18 protein-coding genes and 1 tRNA gene are annotated in these 16,510 nt (G+C 68.1%); 10 read left to right on the plus strand and 9 right to left on the minus strand.

Annotation, left to right across the window (positions count from 1 at the left end; translation table 11 throughout):
* Positions 1 to 368: 368 nt before the first annotated feature.
* Positions 369 to 442, minus strand: a tRNA-Glu gene (locus IRZ30_RS09125).
* 157 nt (positions 443 to 599) lie between these two features.
* On the opposite strand from IRZ30_RS09125, the gene IRZ30_RS09130 reads away from it, so the two are divergent.
* Positions 600 to 1,109: a helix-hairpin-helix domain-containing protein gene (locus tag IRZ30_RS09130; protein WP_294084676.1), complete on the plus strand. Its 510-nt coding sequence runs from the start codon at positions 600 to 602 to the stop codon at positions 1,107 to 1,109.
* Between the two features lie 62 nt (positions 1,110 to 1,171).
* Here the strand turns inward: IRZ30_RS09130 and IRZ30_RS09135 are convergent, their stop codons facing one another.
* Genes IRZ30_RS09135 through IRZ30_RS09150 form a run of 4 tightly spaced genes read right to left on the minus strand, consistent with a single transcriptional unit; the run spans position 1,172 to position 4,970 of the window.
* On the minus strand, positions 1,172 to 2,170 hold the full coding sequence (locus IRZ30_RS09135) for an amidohydrolase family protein (protein ID WP_294084677.1): 999 nt from the start codon (positions 2,168 to 2,170) through the stop codon (positions 1,172 to 1,174).
* A gap of 3 nt (positions 2,171 to 2,173) precedes the next feature.
* Positions 2,174 to 2,869, minus strand: coding sequence for an iron-sulfur cluster assembly protein (locus IRZ30_RS09140; RefSeq protein WP_294084678.1), 696 nt, complete (start codon positions 2,867 to 2,869; stop codon positions 2,174 to 2,176).
* Between the two features lie 60 nt (positions 2,870 to 2,929).
* The gene (locus IRZ30_RS09145) at positions 2,930 to 3,913 is read right to left on the minus strand and encodes a bifunctional 2-polyprenyl-6-hydroxyphenol methylase/3-demethylubiquinol 3-O-methyltransferase UbiG (protein ID WP_294084679.1); all 984 of its coding nucleotides are present in this window, start codon (positions 3,911 to 3,913) and stop codon (positions 2,930 to 2,932) included.
* Entirely contained in the window at positions 3,906 to 4,970 is a 1,065-nt protein-coding gene (locus IRZ30_RS09150) for a glycosyltransferase family 2 protein (protein WP_294084680.1), read from the minus strand. The genes IRZ30_RS09145 and IRZ30_RS09150 overlap by 8 nt, the downstream gene beginning before the upstream one ends.
* A 137-nt stretch (positions 4,971 to 5,107) precedes the next feature.
* Between IRZ30_RS09150 and IRZ30_RS09155 the strand changes: the two genes are divergently transcribed.
* Complete coding sequence (locus tag IRZ30_RS09155) at positions 5,108 to 6,280, plus strand: glycosyltransferase (protein WP_294084681.1); 1,173 nt, start codon at positions 5,108 to 5,110, stop codon at positions 6,278 to 6,280.
* Here the strand turns inward: IRZ30_RS09155 and IRZ30_RS09160 are convergent.
* The gene (locus IRZ30_RS09160; RefSeq protein ID WP_294084682.1) at positions 6,277 to 7,302 is read right to left on the minus strand and encodes a methyltransferase; all 1,026 of its coding nucleotides are present in this window, start codon (positions 7,300 to 7,302) and stop codon (positions 6,277 to 6,279) included. The two genes, IRZ30_RS09155 and IRZ30_RS09160, sit on opposite strands and share 4 nt — an antisense overlap.
* 193 nt (positions 7,303 to 7,495) lie before the next feature.
* Here IRZ30_RS09160 and IRZ30_RS09165 point away from each other — a divergent pair, with 193 nt between their 5' ends.
* The gene (locus IRZ30_RS09165; protein ID WP_294084683.1) at positions 7,496 to 8,194 is read left to right on the plus strand and encodes an NUDIX domain-containing protein; all 699 of its coding nucleotides are present in this window, start codon (positions 7,496 to 7,498) and stop codon (positions 8,192 to 8,194) included.
* Positions 8,195 to 8,279: 85 nt separating this feature from the next.
* Entirely contained in the window at positions 8,280 to 9,290 is a 1,011-nt protein-coding gene (gene nadA, locus IRZ30_RS09170) for a quinolinate synthase NadA (protein ID WP_294084684.1), read from the plus strand.
* Between the two features lie 52 nt (positions 9,291 to 9,342).
* Here the strand turns inward: nadA and IRZ30_RS09175 are convergent, their stop codons facing one another.
* Positions 9,343 to 9,732 (minus strand): hypothetical protein, encoded by a 390-nt coding sequence (locus IRZ30_RS09175; protein ID WP_294084685.1) that lies wholly within the window; start codon positions 9,730 to 9,732, stop codon positions 9,343 to 9,345.
* 156 nt (positions 9,733 to 9,888) lie between these two features.
* On the opposite strand from IRZ30_RS09175, the gene IRZ30_RS09180 reads away from it, so the two are divergent.
* The 3 genes from IRZ30_RS09180 (at position 9,889) to IRZ30_RS09190 (ending at position 11,997) form a co-directional block, all read left to right on the plus strand.
* Positions 9,889 to 10,332, plus strand: coding sequence for a PPC domain-containing DNA-binding protein (locus IRZ30_RS09180; RefSeq protein WP_294084686.1), 444 nt, complete (start codon positions 9,889 to 9,891; stop codon positions 10,330 to 10,332).
* Positions 10,333 to 10,429: 97 nt separating this feature from the next.
* Positions 10,430 to 11,047 carry a GNAT family N-acetyltransferase gene (locus IRZ30_RS09185; protein WP_294084687.1) on the plus strand — a complete coding sequence of 206 codons (618 nt, stop codon included), beginning with the start codon at positions 10,430 to 10,432 and terminating at the stop codon, positions 11,045 to 11,047.
* 221 nt (positions 11,048 to 11,268) lie between these two features.
* On the plus strand, positions 11,269 to 11,997 hold the full coding sequence (locus tag IRZ30_RS09190) for a response regulator transcription factor (RefSeq protein ID WP_294084688.1): 729 nt from the start codon (positions 11,269 to 11,271) through the stop codon (positions 11,995 to 11,997).
* 276 nt (positions 11,998 to 12,273) lie between these two features.
* Here IRZ30_RS09190 and IRZ30_RS09195 read toward each other — a convergent pair whose 3' ends face one another.
* Entirely contained in the window at positions 12,274 to 12,462 is a 189-nt protein-coding gene (locus IRZ30_RS09195) for a hypothetical protein (protein ID WP_294084689.1), read from the minus strand.
* A gap of 238 nt (positions 12,463 to 12,700) precedes the next feature.
* A complete protein-coding gene (locus IRZ30_RS09200; RefSeq protein WP_294084690.1) occupies positions 12,701 to 13,582 on the minus strand; it encodes a cytochrome c oxidase assembly protein in 882 nt (293 codons plus the stop codon).
* A gap of 381 nt (positions 13,583 to 13,963) precedes the next feature.
* On the opposite strand from IRZ30_RS09200, the gene IRZ30_RS09205 reads away from it, so the two are divergent.
* The 3 genes from IRZ30_RS09205 (at position 13,964) to IRZ30_RS09215 (ending at position 16,128) form a co-directional block, all read left to right on the plus strand.
* Entirely contained in the window at positions 13,964 to 14,176 is a 213-nt protein-coding gene (locus IRZ30_RS09205) for a hypothetical protein (RefSeq protein ID WP_294084691.1), read from the plus strand.
* 135 nt (positions 14,177 to 14,311) lie between these two features.
* The gene (locus IRZ30_RS09210; protein ID WP_294084692.1) at positions 14,312 to 15,295 is read left to right on the plus strand and encodes an ATP-binding cassette domain-containing protein; all 984 of its coding nucleotides are present in this window, start codon (positions 14,312 to 14,314) and stop codon (positions 15,293 to 15,295) included.
* Positions 15,292 to 16,128, plus strand: a complete 837-nt coding sequence (locus tag IRZ30_RS09215; RefSeq protein WP_294084693.1) for an ABC transporter permease — start codon at positions 15,292 to 15,294, stop codon at positions 16,126 to 16,128. The genes IRZ30_RS09210 and IRZ30_RS09215 overlap by 4 nt, the downstream gene beginning before the upstream one ends.
* The last annotated feature ends 382 nt before the right edge of the window (positions 16,129 to 16,510 follow it).

Consider the following 16,510-nt stretch of genomic DNA (forward strand, 5'->3'; position numbering starts at 1 on the left):
TAAAGCCACCGGGCTGCATAGGGGTAAGCCCACTGAAGGGGCTGCGATGGCTACTCCTCGGCGGGACCGCTCCGGCCTCCCAATGGGCACAATGTCCCCAGCCCCTTCAGTGGGCTTCGCTGTCTAGCCCGGCGGCTTTAGCCCCGGGCACGCGCCACGGCGTGGGATCCTTCCCGCCACCCACCCCCGGGCACGTGCCGACCGCGCGCACTCAATTCAATCGTCAAACCCCATAACCCCAGGGCGCCAACCACTGCCGTTGAGCGGAACGACACGCACGTCACGCGATCCAGAGGGCCAGCGTCCGCGCCACAAGACAATCTACCGAAAACCACAGGCCCCGGATGACTCCGGGGCCTGCGTCGTTGTAGCGCATACGGGATTCGAACCCGTGATCTCCGCCTTGAGAGGGCGGTGTCCTAGGCCACTAGACGAATGCGCCACGTCTCAATTGTCGGCCAGAGAATACCCTATATTCCGCGGGGTGTCAAGGCGAGTGAGCCTCGGCGCTCGTGACCCTCTCCAGCGGCAAAAACTTACCATAACATCAGTCCGAGTGGTACAATTGAGTTGACGGAATCGACGCACTGGAGAGCATGATGAACCGATCGACCGTGACCAATCATGAGGCGGCGCTGATCCTCCTCAACATAGCGACCATCCTGGAGATGACCGCCGGAAATCCGTATCGGGTGCGAGCGTATCGGCGTGCCGCCCGGCGGCTGTTGGCGCTGCGGGAGCCGGCGACTGAGTATCTGACACCGTCGGGGGAGCTGGCGTTGCCGGGGCTGGGGCAGCGGCTGCGGCGCAAACTGGGCGAACTCTTCACCGAGGGCGAGATGCGGTTCTACCGCGACCTGTACCACAGCCTGCCGGAGGAACTGCTGCGGCTGATGGAGGTGGAGGGAATCGGGCCGCGCCGGGCGCTGCGACTCCACGTCGAACTGGGGCTCGGCTCACCAGAGGACGTGGTCCAGGCTGCGGAGATGGGCCGCATCCGGAAGCTGTACCGCTTCGGAGAAAAGCTGGAGGCGAATCTCGCGGAGGCTGCGCGGGCCGCGATCGCCGCGCGAGGCACTGAGCCCGTGGCGCTGCCGCAGGCTGCCTAATACCGGACGTCCACCACGTGATTGGGGGAGCGGCTCGACGCGTTGAGCCGCTCCCCTTGCGTCTAGGCGACGAGTGGCTGCGGCGGTGTCGTGCGCAGCGTCTCGAGGTCGATCCCGTACAACTTGGCTGCGTTCTCAGCCAGGATCTTTCGCTTGGTCGTCTCCGTCACGCTGACGCCGTAGTCGCGCGCCAGATCCTCCGGCATCTCGAAGTCGATGATCGCGTCGATCTCCCAGACCGGGTGCCAGATGTTGAAGTCGGAGCCGAACAGGATCCGGTCTTCACCGAGCCACGCCAGCAGGTTGGCCATGATCTCGGCGAAGAAGCGCTTCCGCTTGCCCGCGAAGGCCACGGCCACCGAAAGCCCGGCGTAGACGTTGGGTTGCTTGACGGCGATCCAGCAGAACTTGTCGAGCTTTGGCAACCCCACGTGGTCCACGATGATGTTCAACTCCGGGAAGGCGATCGCAACCGCGTCGACATCGCCGACGTCGAAGCCGTCGAGCGTGAGCGGGTCGATGCCCGGACCCTTGTGGAAGTGGATGTTCTTGATCCCGAGCTTGACGCACTCTGCGTAGACCCGCATCGCCATGTCGTCGTCGGCGCGCCATCCGTGCGGAATCCCGTTCCACCACTCAGCGGTGTACAGCTTCAACCCCTTGATCCCGTACTCCTCCTTCTGCCGGTGCAGCTCTTCGATGGCCTTGCTTCCGTCGCGAGGATCGACGCGGCCGTTGAGGATGAACCGGTCCGGTGCGGACTTGGCCATAGCTGCGTTCTGCTCGACCGTGTTGAAGCCGTGCTTGAAGAAGTCGTAGAGGTAGGTCGGCTGTAGGATGGCCATGTCGACGCCGCTCTCGTCGAAGAGGGTGCGGCGATACCAGTCCGGCTCAGGCTTGCGGAAGAAGTCGAGGTCCCACTCGTATTCGGCGGTCGGGGTCAGCGAGGTGTGATAGGCGTGGAAGCACTTGATCCAGCGCTCGCCGAGATCGTTGGCGTTTTCTCGACTGGCATCCCAGAAGTGGACGTGGTTGTCGATGACCAGATAGCCTCTGCGCATGGGTCACCTCCCGTCGTGCGGCATGGACGAGTCGGATGGAGCAACCTGGGGCGCGTGGTAGGCGTCGCGGGTGTCGCGACAGATGGCGCCGTAGGTCCGCTGGCTGAGCAGGGCGAGGCGTGCGGCGCGGCGCCAGCGGGGGAGATCGGTGATCGAATTCCCGTCGGCGTCGACGAGCAGGGGACCCGAGTCGGGAAGGCCGATCTCGCGACGCCAATGGCGCAGCGCGTCGAGCATCCGGGCGGAGAGCGACCCGCCGTCCACCCGCGCGGCCAGATCGGTTATCTCCAAGCTGGCGATCTCGTCCTCGCTCAACCCGCTGGCTTCGAGCTGGGTGAGGACGGTCAGCAGGCTGACGGTATAGCTCCGGGTCCACAGCTCCCGGAGGCGGGTGGGGTCGCGCTCGACGTCACGGACCATCTCCTGAAGCTCAGTTTCCGGGAGCAACATGACCGGCTCCAGCTCGATCTCGGCCTGAAGACCGTGGTCGGCGGCGATCTGCCGGATGCTTCGGGCGATGCCGGCCATCGCCAGCGGCCAGCAGTCGGGAGTGCACGGCTGGATGCGAACCGTGAGGCGGTCACCCGTGAGTGTGACGTCTTGGATGATCCCGAGCTCGCCGATGGTGAGATTGACGGCGGGGTCGCGGATACGCGCCGCGAGCTGCTGGCGGACCTGCTCAGCGTCGATGGCAGCCACGGTTCTTCCCCTTCCGGTGACCGAAGGGCGCGGCGTTTTGCGGCACTCGGATGTGTGGGCCTATTGTCTGCCTGTTGCCATAAGTTTGTCAAGATCCCGTGCCGAACACTCGCCAGCTCGGTGCGCAACGACGAGGATTCGGCCGGCGCGGCCGGTGATGGCGGCCGCGGCGGAGACGGGGGTGAGCAGCGCGGTGAGCGCGGGGTGGAGCCCTGCGAAGGCGCGGTCGATGCCGCCGCGTCCCCAGCGGCGACGTGCCCACAGCCGTAGCCCCCAGGACCATTCGAGGCCAAGCCATTCTTGGCGGATCTCGGTCACGGTGAACCCATGGCGGGCGAGGAGCGCACCGAGGGTCGCCGGCGTAAAGGCGTACAGGTGGCGGGGGACGTCATAGCCGATCCAGTTCTCCCTCCAGAATCGGGCCGCCCAGGAGTCCGCGTTGGGAAGCCAGAGGATGAGCGCGCCGCCGGGCCGGAGCACGCGGGTGATCTCCGCGAGCGTGTCCGAGGGGGAGGGGAGATGCTCGATCACGTGGGACAGGAGGACCGTATCCACGCTCGCTGGTGGGAGCCGGACGGCGTGCAGGTCGCCCTGGCGCACGTCGAGGCCCCAGCGCTCGCGGGCGATCCGCACCGCCTGCGCGCTCGGCTCGATGCCGAGCACCTCCGGGTTCCCACAGTCCCGGATGGCGCGCAACAGGTCGCCGGTGCCGCAGCCCACGTCGAGCACCCGGGCGGGCGGTCCGAGATAACGCCAGAGTGAGGCGACGTCGCGCCGGCGCTGCCGGTCGCGCACGCGGGCCGCGATCCCGCGCCGGGTGAACGGCGCGTAGTCCTCCGGGTAGAAGCGCGCCAGCTCCTCGGCCACCGGGCGGGGGTTGAGGTAGCGAAGGCCGCAGCGCTGGCAGCGGACCAGGCGGAAGTGGTCGGGGGTCGTGCCCGCCAGGATGTCGTCGAGGTCGAGCAGCGGCTCGGAGTCGTCGGCGCCGCAAAGGTCGCAGGCAACCTGTTCCAGCCTGACCGGGACGGTGCGGTGCTCAGTCACGGGAGGCGTCTCTCCGTGCCGGTTCGAGCGGGGTGTCGTGGCGCAGGTGGCGGCGGACGCTGAACTCGCGCTGAGCCGAGGTGTAGGCGATCATCTCGGCCAGGAGCCCGAAGACGACGAACTGCGCGCCGATGATCATGAGCAGCACGCCGAGCGTTAGCAGCGGCCGGTGGCCGATGGGGTTGCCCAGGAACCAGAGCGTGGCCAGGTAGGCGTTGATGAGGAACCCGACCAGCAGCGTGACCAGGCCGAACCAGCCGAAGAAGTGCAGCGGGCGGCGCCGGTACTGGGTCAGGAAGAGGACCGTGAGCAGGTCGAAGAAGCCACGGAAGAAGCGGGCGGCGCCGAACTTGGAGCGCCCGAACTGGCGCGACCGATGCCGAACCTGTACCTCGCGCACGCGGAACCCACGGAAGTGGGCCAGCACGGGGATGTAGCGGTGCAGCTCCCCGTAAAGGTGGATCTCGTCCAGCACCTCGGCGCGGTAGGCCTTCAGGCCGCAGTTGAAGTCGTGGAGCCGGACCCCGGTCATGGCCCTGACCACCCGGTTGAAGATGGCCGAGGGCAGGCGCTTGCTCAGCGGGTCGTGGCGCGGGAACTTCCAGCCGCTCACCAGGTCGGCACCGTCCTCCAGCGTGGCCAGCAGATGTGGAATCTCCGCCGGAACGTCCTGGAGGTCGGCGTCCAGCGTCACCACGGCGTCGCCACGGGCGGCGGCGAATCCGGCGGCAAGCGCGGCCGACTTGCCGAAGTTGCGCCGGAATTGGATCACCTGCACGCGCTCATCGGCGGCGTGGAGCGCGCGGAGGATGCCGCTGGAGCCGTCGGTACTGCCGTCGTCGACGAAGATGATCTCGTAGGGCAGCCCCAACGGGTCGAGTGCATCCACGATCTCCTGGTAGAGGGGCCGCAGGCTCTCGGCCTCATCCAGAAGCGGAACGACGACCGATACCGACCCGATCGGCGGGTCGTCGTCGATGATGAGGGCAGGGCTGTCCGCTCCGACGGCCACCCGTGGTCGCCCGATCTCCTCGGTTCGACTGGCTGGAATCTGCATCAGCGCGCCCCCAGTACGACCCAATCCCCAGTGTTGGCGGCGGGAGCCTGCCGCGTGCGGTGCGTCCCCCAGCGGTGCCGGTATACACTCACCGGGTGGAGTGTAGCACGGTCGCACGGGGCAGGCGGAGGGTAGCGGTGGCCTGGGCGGCGGACAGGGCGAACGGCTGGGCCGCGGTGGTGGTGAACCGCGACGCGGCGGTCTTCCTCGACGGCTGCCTGCGGGCGCTCTATGACGGCCCGCGTCCTCCCAGCGAGGTCGTCGTCGTCGATGCCGGTTCGACCGACGACTCGGTGTCGGAGTTGGCCGGGTGGCCGCAGGTGATGGTCGAAGTCATCGGTCACGACCTGGGCACCGCCGTCGCCGCGAACCGGGGGCTGGCGATGACCGAGGCGCCTGTGGTGGCGGTGCTCGCGCCGGAGGTGGTCGTTGAGCCCGGATTTGGGCAGGTGTTGACCGCGCTCTTTGCAGAGCAGCCGAACCTGGGCGCGGCGGCCGGGAAGATCGTCGCGCCGGATGGGCAGACGCTCGTCAGCGCCGGCGGGGCGGTCGATGAGCCGGCTATGATGGCGCGCGATCGCGGCCGCGGCCAGCCTGCTGAAGGACGGTGGGATACGCCCGGGGAGGTCGCGTACGCCCCGGCGTCGCTCATGGTCCTCCGGCGTCGCGCGGTCGAGGAGGTGGGCGGCTTCGACGAGGCATTCCAGCCTGGCGCCTACGCCGATGTCGACCTGTGCTACCGCCTGCGGGAGGCCGGGTGGCGGGTGCGCTACGACCCGTCCCTGCGGGCCAGCGGCTTGCCGCCTGATATTCCCGCGACGCCGGGTCATCTGGAGGACTGGCACCGCGGGCGCCTGCGCTTTGCGGTCAAGCACCTGCGCGGTGAAGCGTGGTGGGGGCGGTTCGTGCCGGCCGAGATCGAGCGGCTGCGCGGCGCACTGCGGGGGACGTTGGAGCCGGATTGGCCCGCGGTATCCGGCGCTGGGGCGATCGAAGCGCTGGCCCGGGCCGGGGCGCGGCCGCCCGGGCGGCCACGTGGGCTGCTGGACGGCGAGCCGCTCGCGGCGTATGCGCGGGCGCTCGAGGCGCTGCGCTCGGCGGCGGGCGCGCTGGAAGGTGCAGCGCCGCGTTCCTGGCGGCGATCCGCCGACGGTGATCGCGCGCGGGCGCAGCAGGCGTTCAACGAGGCGGTCGTGGCGGTGCTGGAGGCGCAGGATCGCCTCAACCGGGAGGTGATCGCCGACGTGCTGCTCGCGCTCCTGGGCCTGGCCGCCCGGCCGGTGGTTGACGAGGACGCTGGGACGGCTTAGGCCGGTGCCCGGCCGATGAGCAAGATCCCGGTCGCGGGTTCAGGCAGCGTCAGCGTCTCCACCTCGGTGAACCCCGCCTCGCGGAGCCAGGCGGCCGTATCCACCACCTCGTGGGCGGCGCCGCCGCGCGTTGACAGCAGCATCTGCAGGTCGAAGAGCGCGCCGTTGAGCGACGGTTCGCCGCGACGGCCGGCGTGGTGGCTGCGGACAGCGGCAATCCCACCCGGGGCAAGTGCGTCGCGCACCGTCCGGAGCAGCCGGACGCTCCCCTCGCGGTCCTCCCCGACGAGCACGCCGAAGACGAGTGCCAGGTCGTAGCCGGCACCGAGCGAGTCCTGGTGGAAGTCCCCCGCGACGACTGAGACGTGGTCGCCCACCCCCGAGGCGGCGACGATCTCGCGCGTCACCTCGACGACCGGCGGCAGGTCGAAGACGGTGGCCTGGAGGTCGGGGAAGCGACGGACGAGGTCGATACTGTAGCCGCCGTGACCCCCGCCGACGTCGATCACCCGCGCTGGGTGGCCGAGCCCCTCGATGAACGGGGTGAGCGCGGCGGTGATCCCGGGTGCCGCGATGCGCGCCGTGTCGTAGAGGGCCAGGGTGAAGTCGCGCACCCAGTTCGGGTCTTGCTCCTCTTGCAGGCTGGCGGCAGGGCGACCGCCGATTCGGACCGCTTCGGTCAGGTGCGCCCACCGGCGGTAGAACGCCGCCTCGCGGCGAGCGAAGTTCACGACCGAGGCCGCGCCGCCGCTGGTCAACGTGGCCGCGGCCAGTGGTGTCAGGCGGTAGTCATCGCCCTCGCGCTCGACGAGGCCGAGGAAGCGGGCGGCGTTGAGGAAGCGTGCGGTGGCGGCCGGGTCGGCGCCGATGGCGTCGGCGACTGCTGCGGCCGGGAGCGGGCCGTCGGCCAGCGCGTCGCCGATCCCGAGTTCGGCGAAGGTGATGAGGACGCGCGCCTCGCGGTAGCCGCGCAGCAGATCCATGATGCGGCGCGAATACTCGAACGGTGTCGCCTGCTCCATCGGTGCCTCCCCTCCCACGGGTGCCACCCCAGCCTGCCCTCCGGCCGATTGCGCCGGCCTGCGGCTAGTGTACCCGCATGGCGGCCGGGGCGGGACATCGATCGTGGCTTCCGTGGGGGAAGCACAGATGGTTGACAGTCTTTGGTACTTGTGACTATTATACGCGAGACGTCCGGAGGAGGGCGCGATCGATATGCGTGGCGACCTGCTACTGACGGTGGATATCGCGTGCTTCGCCCTGGTGGAGCGGGAGTTGCAGATCCTGCTCGTCCGGCGGCTGGAGGCACCGTTCGCCGGTGCCTGGGCGCTCCCGGGTGGACCGGTGCGGGCCGACGAGCCGCTGGACGAGGCCGCGCAGCGCATCCTGGTCGACACCACCGGGCTGTGGGGCGTCTATCTTGAGCAGCTCTACACCTTCGGCGACCCCGGCCGCGACCCGCGCGGGCGGGCCATCTCGGTGGCGTACTACGCGATCCTCCAACCGGGGGCAGCCGGGCATCCGCCGCGCCGGGCGACGCGGCCGGGCAAGGGAGTCGCGGAAGCCGCCTGGTTCCCGATCGACGCGCTGCCGGGACCGTTGGCCCTCGACCATGGGCGTATCGCCTCCTACGCCCGCTGGCGCCTGGCGCAGAAGATCAACTACACGCCACTCGCCTTCTACTTGCTACCCGAACGCTTCACGATGGCCGACCTCCGCGCCGTGCACGAGGCAGTGGCAGGTGAGCGGTACGACCCCAGCAACTTCGCACGGCAGATGCTGGCCCGCTGGGATCTGGCACCCCTCCCGGGTGTGCGGGATCGGCGCTCGCGGCGGCCGGCACGGCTCTTCCATTACATCGGCGCGCGGGAGATCCCCGGGCCGCCCGACAAGCCGGATGGAAAGGATGCGTGAGCGCCGGACGGCCCGGCGTGGACGTGAGCAACGATGAGTCGGGTGCCGGGAGGGGAACACCGCCGGCACCGAAAGGAAACACTTGGTGAGTACCCTGAGCCTCGTTGACAGCCCCATCACGACCGGCAACGGCACGGTCTCCGCGTCGGACACGTCAGCATTGGTGGCCGAGATCAACCGGTTACGCCGGGAGCGCAACGCCGTCATCCTGGCGCACAGCTACCAGATCCCCGAGATCCAGGACCTGGCCGACTTCGTGGGAGACTCGCTCGGACTGTCGCGGCAGGCGGCGACGACCGACGCCGAGGTGATCGTCTTCTGCGGCGTGCACTTCATGGCCGAGACCGCGGCGATCCTCAGCCCGGACAAGACGGTGTTGCTGCCGGACCTGGAAGCCGGCTGCTCGCTGGCCGCCAGCATCACCGCGGATCAACTGCGCGCCTGGAAGGCGGAGCATCCGGGCGCCGTGGTCGTCTCCTACGTGAACACGACGGCCGAGGTGAAAGCCGAGAGCGACTACTGCTGCACCTCGGCGAATGCGGTTGAGATCGTCCGGAGCATCCCGGAGGAACGAGAGATCCTGTTCCTGCCTGACCTGTTCCTCGGCGAATGGGTGCGGCGCGCCACCGGGCGCGACAACATCCATCTGTGGCTCGGCGAGTGCCACGTCCATGCCGGGATCATGGCCGAAGACGTGGAGCGTGCGCGCGACGCGCACCCGGACGCGGAACTGCTGGTACACCCCGAGTGCGCGTGCGGCTCGCGCTGCCTGCTCGACCTCCAGGCGGGGCGGCTCGACTCACGGCGGACCCACGTCCTCTCGACCGAGGGCATGGTGCGCCACGCGGCGGCGTCCGATGCCGGCTCGTTCCTGGTTGCAACCGAGACCGGCGTGCTGCACCGGCTTCGCCGCCTGGCACCGGGCAAGCAGTTCTACCCGGTGCGTGAAGCGGCGGTGTGCAACTACATGAAGATGATCACGCTGGAGAAGGTGTACCGCTCGCTTCGCGACATGGTCTACCCGATCACCGTCCCACCGGAGATCGCCGAGCGGGCGCGCGTCGCCATCGACCGCATGATCGCGGTCGGGCGCTAACACGGACGCGTCCGAGGCCGCCGGGAGCCCTCCCGGCGGCCCAGCAACCTCGTTACTCCGGGACGAACTCCGGCCGATCCAGCACCATGGCGCCGAGCTCGTGGCGCGAGGCGGTCAGCCGTACCGTCGTGCCCTCGATGTCGCCGATCAGGCGCGACGGGAGAAACAGGTCGTCGCGGAACGGGCCGCGGTCGACGTGGACGTAGATGTCCCAGTGATACGGTTCGTCCTGGTTCAGGCCGACGGGTTGGTAGACCCGTCTGACCGTGCCCAGCTTCTGCCCGGTCCGGGTGACCACGGGCATGCCGGGCCGGATCCGCGCCATGAGCGGGTCGGGATCGAAGCGAACGAAGTCCGCATCCCAGTGCTCGGCGTGCGCTTCCATCTCTCGCTGGATCTGCAGCCAGTCGTGCTCGCTGCCGGGTAGGTGATCTACGGGCACCCGTCCTTCCCGGTTGCCTGCCGAGCCGTTGCCCGTTCCCTGAGGCACGTCCGGTGCCAGGTCGCCCCGGCGCGGCGCCGGTACGTGGCGCCGGTCCTGCGGTTGCCGCCGTGAGCCGGGAGCAATAAGGTCAGGGCGAACGCGAAGGAGGACGGGGTGAAGGCACGGTTGATCCAGGAGGACGGCGGGAAAACCTACGCGGTGATCTTCGACAGCGGCGACGAGGTCTTCCAGGGGCTGACCGAGTTCGCCCGCGAGCAGGGCCTGACCGCGGCCCACTTCACCGGCGCCGGCGCGTTCAGCGATGTGCTGCTGGGCTTTTTCGACCTGGACAAGAAGGATTACGAACAGATCCCGATCGAAGAGCAGGTCGAAGTGCTGTCCCTGGTCGGGGACGTCGCGCTCGATCCCGAGGACGGCGGTGGGCCGAAAGTCCACGCGCACGTCGTCGTCGGGAAGCGAGACGGCACGGCGCACGGAGGGCATCTTCTCGCCGGGCACGTGCGGCCGACGCTTGAAGTGATCGTCGAGGAGGCGCCGGCGCACCTCCGCCGCAAGCCGGACCCGGCGACCGGGCTCACCCTGATCGACCTCCCGTGAGCGGTGCTTGGGTTCGTCGCGTGGGGTCGGGTAGAGACCACTACGGTGACGTTCTCCACGTATCCATACGCCACTCGTGCGCAACCGGAAGGCAGACATGCGGTTGAGCAGCGGTCGGGACGATCTGGAGCTGGTGGGAGCACCGATCGGGCGCCTGTACACCTGGTGGCGGGGTGATCCGCTGCCCGGCCTCCCGCGGGTTCCGGGCCTGGTCATCGAACCGGCGACCGACCTTGCGGCGCTCGCGGCGGTCGCGGGACACAGCCCTGCGGTGCTCCAGACGCGGATGGCGGAGGGGCACACGCCGTACCTGGCGTGGCTCGACGGGACGCCGGTGGCGAGTGGCTGGTTGGCGACGCGCGAGGCCGCGATCGGTGAACTGGGACTGGCCTTCGCGCTGCCACCCGGTAACCGCTACCTCTGGGACTTCGTCACGCTCCCGCCCTGGCGAGGGCGTGGCATTTATCCCCGAATCCTGCAAGACATGCTGCGCCGCGAGACGTCGGCTCAGCGCTTCTGGGTCGGCCACGACCTCGACAACGTCGCCTCAGCCCGCGGCATCCTGAAAGCCGGCTTTGTCGCCGTCGGGGAGGTCGGTCGGCTGCGCGGTGGGGGCCTCGGTTTGGTTCCGCGCGGCCAGGTTGAGCGCGGCGCGGCCGCTGCAGCCCTCCTCGGCATCCCGATCCTCCAGCGGACCGACACCCGCAGCGGCTGAGCACGCCGTCACCGCCTTCCGATCCCCATTCGCAATCGGACCGATCCTCTCATTCGTCGTGCGCTGGACCGTGCTCCCACTTGTTGCAACGAATCTGTTACGGACCGTCGTCAGATGCTACGCATCACACATGGGTTCAGGCATAATATTTTCAGGATGGGTAACCGATATGGTGCCGATACGCGATAACTCTGGCATGGCGCTTGTGGAGAGGGGATCTCATGGCCCGGTCGTCCCGCAACGTTCACTCGACTGGGGTGCTCATCGTCGATGACCATCCGTTGTTCCGGCAGGGGCTGCGCCGCCTCATCGAGGACGAAGCCGGGCTTCACGTGGTGGCTGAGGCGTCGAACGGGTACAAGGCCATGCAGCAGGCCGATGTGTACCGTCCGGCGCTGGCGCTGGTAGACGTTCAACTGCCGGGGGTGACCGGGCTCAACGTGGTTCGGGCGCTCAAGGAGGAATATCCACACGTGCGCGCGATCGTGCTCTCGACGTACCAGAGCGACGATCTGGTCCTCGCCGCGCTGCAGGCCGGGGCGGCCGCGTTCGCGACCAAAGACGTCGTGCCGGAGTTGCTCCTCGATACCATCCAGCGGGTTCTCCGGGGAGAGCGCCCGATCGACACGATCATCGTGAGCCGGCCGGCGCTTGCGCGCCGGTTGCTCCTGGAGTTGCGCGCCGGCGCACCCGGCGAGCGCGAGGGTGCACCGCCGGCGCAGAGCCTGTTGCCGCTCTCGCCGCGCGAGATGGAAGTGCTCGACTGCGTGGCGCAGGGGCTCTCGAACAAGGAGATCGCGGACACCCTCTACATCACCGAGCAAACGGTCAAGAACCACATCACGGCCGTCTACAGGAAGCTCCACGTCCAGGACCGGGTGGAGGCACTCACCTGCGCGGTCCGGCGGGGATGGGTCCAGATCGGATCGGCAGCGCCAACGACGGTCTAATCCCGCTCGAACGAGGATTGGCCTGGGGGCCGCGCTGAGACACGCCAGTGCCCAGAGGGCGCATGGAGTCTGACGACATACCGTGGGATGCCGGAGCTGTTCCCGTCGCCCGGTCGTTGTCATCCGGAGCTGTGCGGGGGACGGCCGGCCGCCGCTCCCGACTCGGCTCAGGATGACGCGCGGGGGAGCGGACTGCTGGCGGGTTGACCCGGTTAAGATGTCGATCACCCTTTCGGGCACGGGTGGGTCTCGCGAGGAGACGCTGCCCGCCTGCTGCTAGCGGAAACGGCGCAGCATGTGGCGCAGTCGTCGGAGCGTGACCACCTCAGGTTTCAGGCGAGGGGTTGGGAGGATGAGGATCGCGACGGTGAGCCAGCCGATAGCGGCCACCTGATTGAACGGGAACGTCCAGGTGGCGAACGCCGCCGCGGTCAGTGCCAGGATCTGTCGTGAACGCCGGTTCATTGATCGCTATCCCCTTACCGTAACGCGGCCGCGCTGGCGAATGCCCTGCCTTCCATGGACCAGGACACCACAGGGCGCGCCACAACCGCGCGGGCATGAGGCACGACGGCGTTACAAGACCCTAACAGCTTCCCATGTGGATCCGGCGCTGACGGCCGGGGCGCGGCGGGCTACAGGATGGCATCCGGGGCGAGCGCATGCGGCTCGCCCCGTGGTGGTCCGTTCGATACCGGAGACCTCAGTGCATGCTCGGCTGGTAGCGACTGTCGTCGGGCTTGGGCTCCTCTGAACCGGAACCGAGCGCCCGTCCCACCATGATGAGCAACACGGCAAAGTAGAGGAGGCCGCCGCCCACCCACATGATCAGCCCACCGATCTGCTGATCCACCACCCCCGAGAGTCCCCAGATGGGATCCGGGGCCTGATAGCGTGGGTAGACGACGTTGTCGGCCAGCGTCAGCACGGCGCCGATGGCGCTGGCGGCCATTGATGTCAGAAACACAGGGCCGAGCGCCCACGGAATTGGCAGTCTGCGGTGCCGCGGCATCGGGTCCACGATCAACCACCAGCAGAGATACGACGTGATGAAGAACGACAAGTGCTGAACGTCGTGGAGCAGTTCATTGTCCAGCACTGCCTGGTACAAGGTCGGGATGTGCCACAGCCCATGCACGACGTTGAAGAGGAGGAAGGCGGGGACCGGGTGCAGCAGCCGGTCCGTCCAGCGCCGCACGTTCCCATGGCCGGCGACGATCTTCGCCAGGCGGCGGCTGTGCCTCGGCGGCAGCGCGCGGACGACCACCTGGAGCGGCTGGCCGAGGGCGATCAGCGGTGCCGAGATCTGGATCAGGATCATGTGTTGCAGCATGTGCAGGAAGAAGACGGTGTCGTTGAAGACGTCCAGCGGCCCGAGCAGCGCCACGATCAGCAGCGCCATCCCCGCGTAGTAACAGCCAATCCGCCATCCCGCCGGCCTGCGTCCGCCTGCCCGGTGGAGCCGGATCACGGCGATGGTGTACGCCGCGATCAGCAGCGTGAGCGGCGCCATCACCTGCGGTCGGGCAATCCAGGCGGTCCAGAGCGACGTGCCGGGTGCGGTGTCGAGTACGGGTAGCAACATGCGCGGCATCCTCAGATCGTGCGGCGCGGCCTCGGCTCATGCCTGCCGTTGAGCGGAGGTCGAGCACGGCCGGGCCGGAACTCCTCTCCTCATGGATGAGCATAGCACTCGCTCGTCAGCCCGCCCAGGCGCGGCCGTGTCGGCATCCGCGCTACACATGGAAGGCCGTATGGCGCCGCGAGTCCGCGCGGAAGACGTCGCGTTGCCGGCGGGTTCCCGGCGGGAGTTCTCGCAGCACCGCCTCGTCAAACGAAGGGGTAGACAACCGGTGCGCTGACGAGTATCATTGAATTAGAACACTTGTTCGCCTCTTCGCCCCCGATCAGAGCGGTGCCGCCGGCCGGCCCCACAAATCGGCAGGGACCGCGAGAGGAGCCCCCGATGCAGGCCAAAGCGCACGAGTCGATCGAACTCGCGTACCGTGGCCGCGTCTACACCATCGTGGCCGTTCCCATGGGTGCTCGCTCCTGGAGCGCCGTCTGCCGCGAGCTGGGTATCGTTCAGGGGCTTTACCCCACTCCCCGGGATGCTATACTCGGCGGGTTGCACCTGGTGCTTCAGTACCGCACACGGCGGGGGGATCTGGCCGCCTAGCGCCGGAGGGCCCGCCGAATCAGCCGAACATCGGATGACCACCAGCTCCCTCCGGGGCGGCGGTTTCGTGCCGGTGGGGGACGTGTGCCATCCATCCGCTCCGCGCGGTGACGTGCGCGAAAGGAGGTACAGCTCATGCCAGCACGCCGTTCTCCCGCGGTCGCGATCGAGGCGTCGGGCCTGGTCAAGTCCTTCGGCGAAACCCGGGCCGTGGATGGTGTCGACCTGACGGTCCGCACCGGGACCGTCTACGGAGTGCTGGGGCCGAACGGCGCCGGCAAGACCACGACCCTGCGGATGCTCGCCACGCTCCTCGTTCCCGACGCCGGATCGGCACGAGTTCTCGGGCACGACATCGTGCGCGAAGCCGACGCGGTGCGCGGGAGAGTCAGTCTGACAGGGCAGTTCGCGTCCGTCGACGACGACCTGACCGGCGCGGAAAATCTCATCCTCCTCGGGCGCCTCATGGGCTACTCGCGCGCCCGGGCGAGGGAGCGCGCTGATGCGTTGCTGCACGCCTTCGGACTGACCGAGGCTGCCGATCGGCTGGTGAGAACCTATTCCGGAGGGATGCGACGGCGGCTGGACATTCCCGCCAGTATCGTCGTGACACCGGATCTCCTCTTCCTCGACGAGCCGACGACCGGGCTCGATCCCCGCAGCCGCAATCAGCTTTGGGATATCGTCCGCCTGCTGGTGGCCGAGGGGACGACCGTCCTACTGACGACTCAGTACCTCGACGAGGCAGACCAGCTTGCTGAGCGGCTCGCCATCATCGACCGTGGCAGGGTGATCGCCGAGGGCACGGTCGAAGAAATCAAGGCCTCCGTTGGTTCGGGTGTCCTCCATGTTCGCCTGGGCGACCCGGAGCGCCGGCCGGCGGCGGCAGCACTGCTGGAACGCTCGCTCAATCTGACCACGTATTCGGAGGGAGACCCGGCGAGGTTGTCGGCCCGTGTGTCCGCAGGAGAGGAGGTCACACGCGCGCTCGACGTGCTCGCCAGGAACGGCATCCCGGTCACCGCGTTCTCGTTCGGACAACCGAGTCTTGACGAGGTCTTCCTTGCCCTGACGGGTCACCGAACTGCTGACGACGCTGCCGAGGAGGTTACGGCATGACCACACAGGCGCCTCTCCGACTCGCCGAGATCGACGAACGCGTCCGCTCGGCGCTCTCGAGCGACCGACCGCGGCGCCCAAGCGCACTGGCGGTATCGCTGACGTTCGCGTGGCGCACACTGCTGAAGATGCGGCATGTCCCCGAGCAACTGTTCGACGTCACCGCCTTCCCGATCATGTTCACGCTGATGTTCACCTACCTGTTCGGCGGTGCGATCGCGGGGTCCACCCGTGCCTACCTGCAGTTCCTCCTGCCGGGGATCGTGGTGCAGACCGTCGTCTTCATCACCATGTATTCCGCGGCCGGTCTGAATACCGACATCTCGAACGGGATCTTCGACCGGTTCCGGTCGATGCCGATCTGGCGACCTGCGCCGCTCGTGGGGTCATTTCTCGGCGATGCCGTGCGCTATTCGATGGCCTCGCTGATCGTCATCGTGGTGGGGCTGATCCTGGGGTTCCGGCCGGGCGGCGGTGCGCTCGGTGTGGTGGCTGCCGTGGGTCTGCTGCTCGTGTTCGCGTTCAGCCTGGGCTGGATCTGGGCGCTATTCGGCCTGATCATGCGCACCCCGAACGGGGTCATGATGTCCAGCATGATGGTCTTGTTCCCGCTGACCTTCGCGAGCAGCATCTTCGTCGACCCGCGGACGATGCCGTGGTGGCTCCAGCGCTTCGTCAACGTGAACCCCATCACCCTGATGGCCACGGCCGAGCGTGGCCTGATGGCAGGCACGGCAACGGTCGGGCAGGTCGTCGTGGTCCTCGCCGTGAGCGCCGCGATCGTGGCGATCTTCGCGCCGATCACCATGTACCGTTACCGCAACCTGCGGTAGCACCGGCGTCCGCGACCCATATGACCGGCCGGCGCGTCTGCGCCGGCCGGTTCCTTTCCGTCGCCGGAGGCATCCAGATGCTGGGCTGGTGGGGCACTTGGTGGGCAGGCTGGCTTTCGAACGGACAGAGCACGACCCGCTCTTCACCGAGCGAGATTCGGTGCTGTCGCTTCTTTATGCGCCGATAGACTAGTTCCAATCGTAATAGTCCAAGCCGGACGGCGGAGGGTTCTGCCTCGTCCCCCTGGATGCGACTTGTTTCCCTTTGACCAGATATGTTGCATGTACATACACTGGCAGCAAAGCAGCCTGGTGACGACGTCTGCCAGCGGGCCTGTTGGCTTGGCTCATCGACGCACCGGCGCTTGCGTCCTTGGCGCGC

This window comes from Sphaerobacter sp., from assembly GCF_019683595.1.
Classification (GTDB): domain Bacteria; phylum Chloroflexota; class Chloroflexia; order Thermomicrobiales; family Thermomicrobiaceae; genus Sphaerobacter.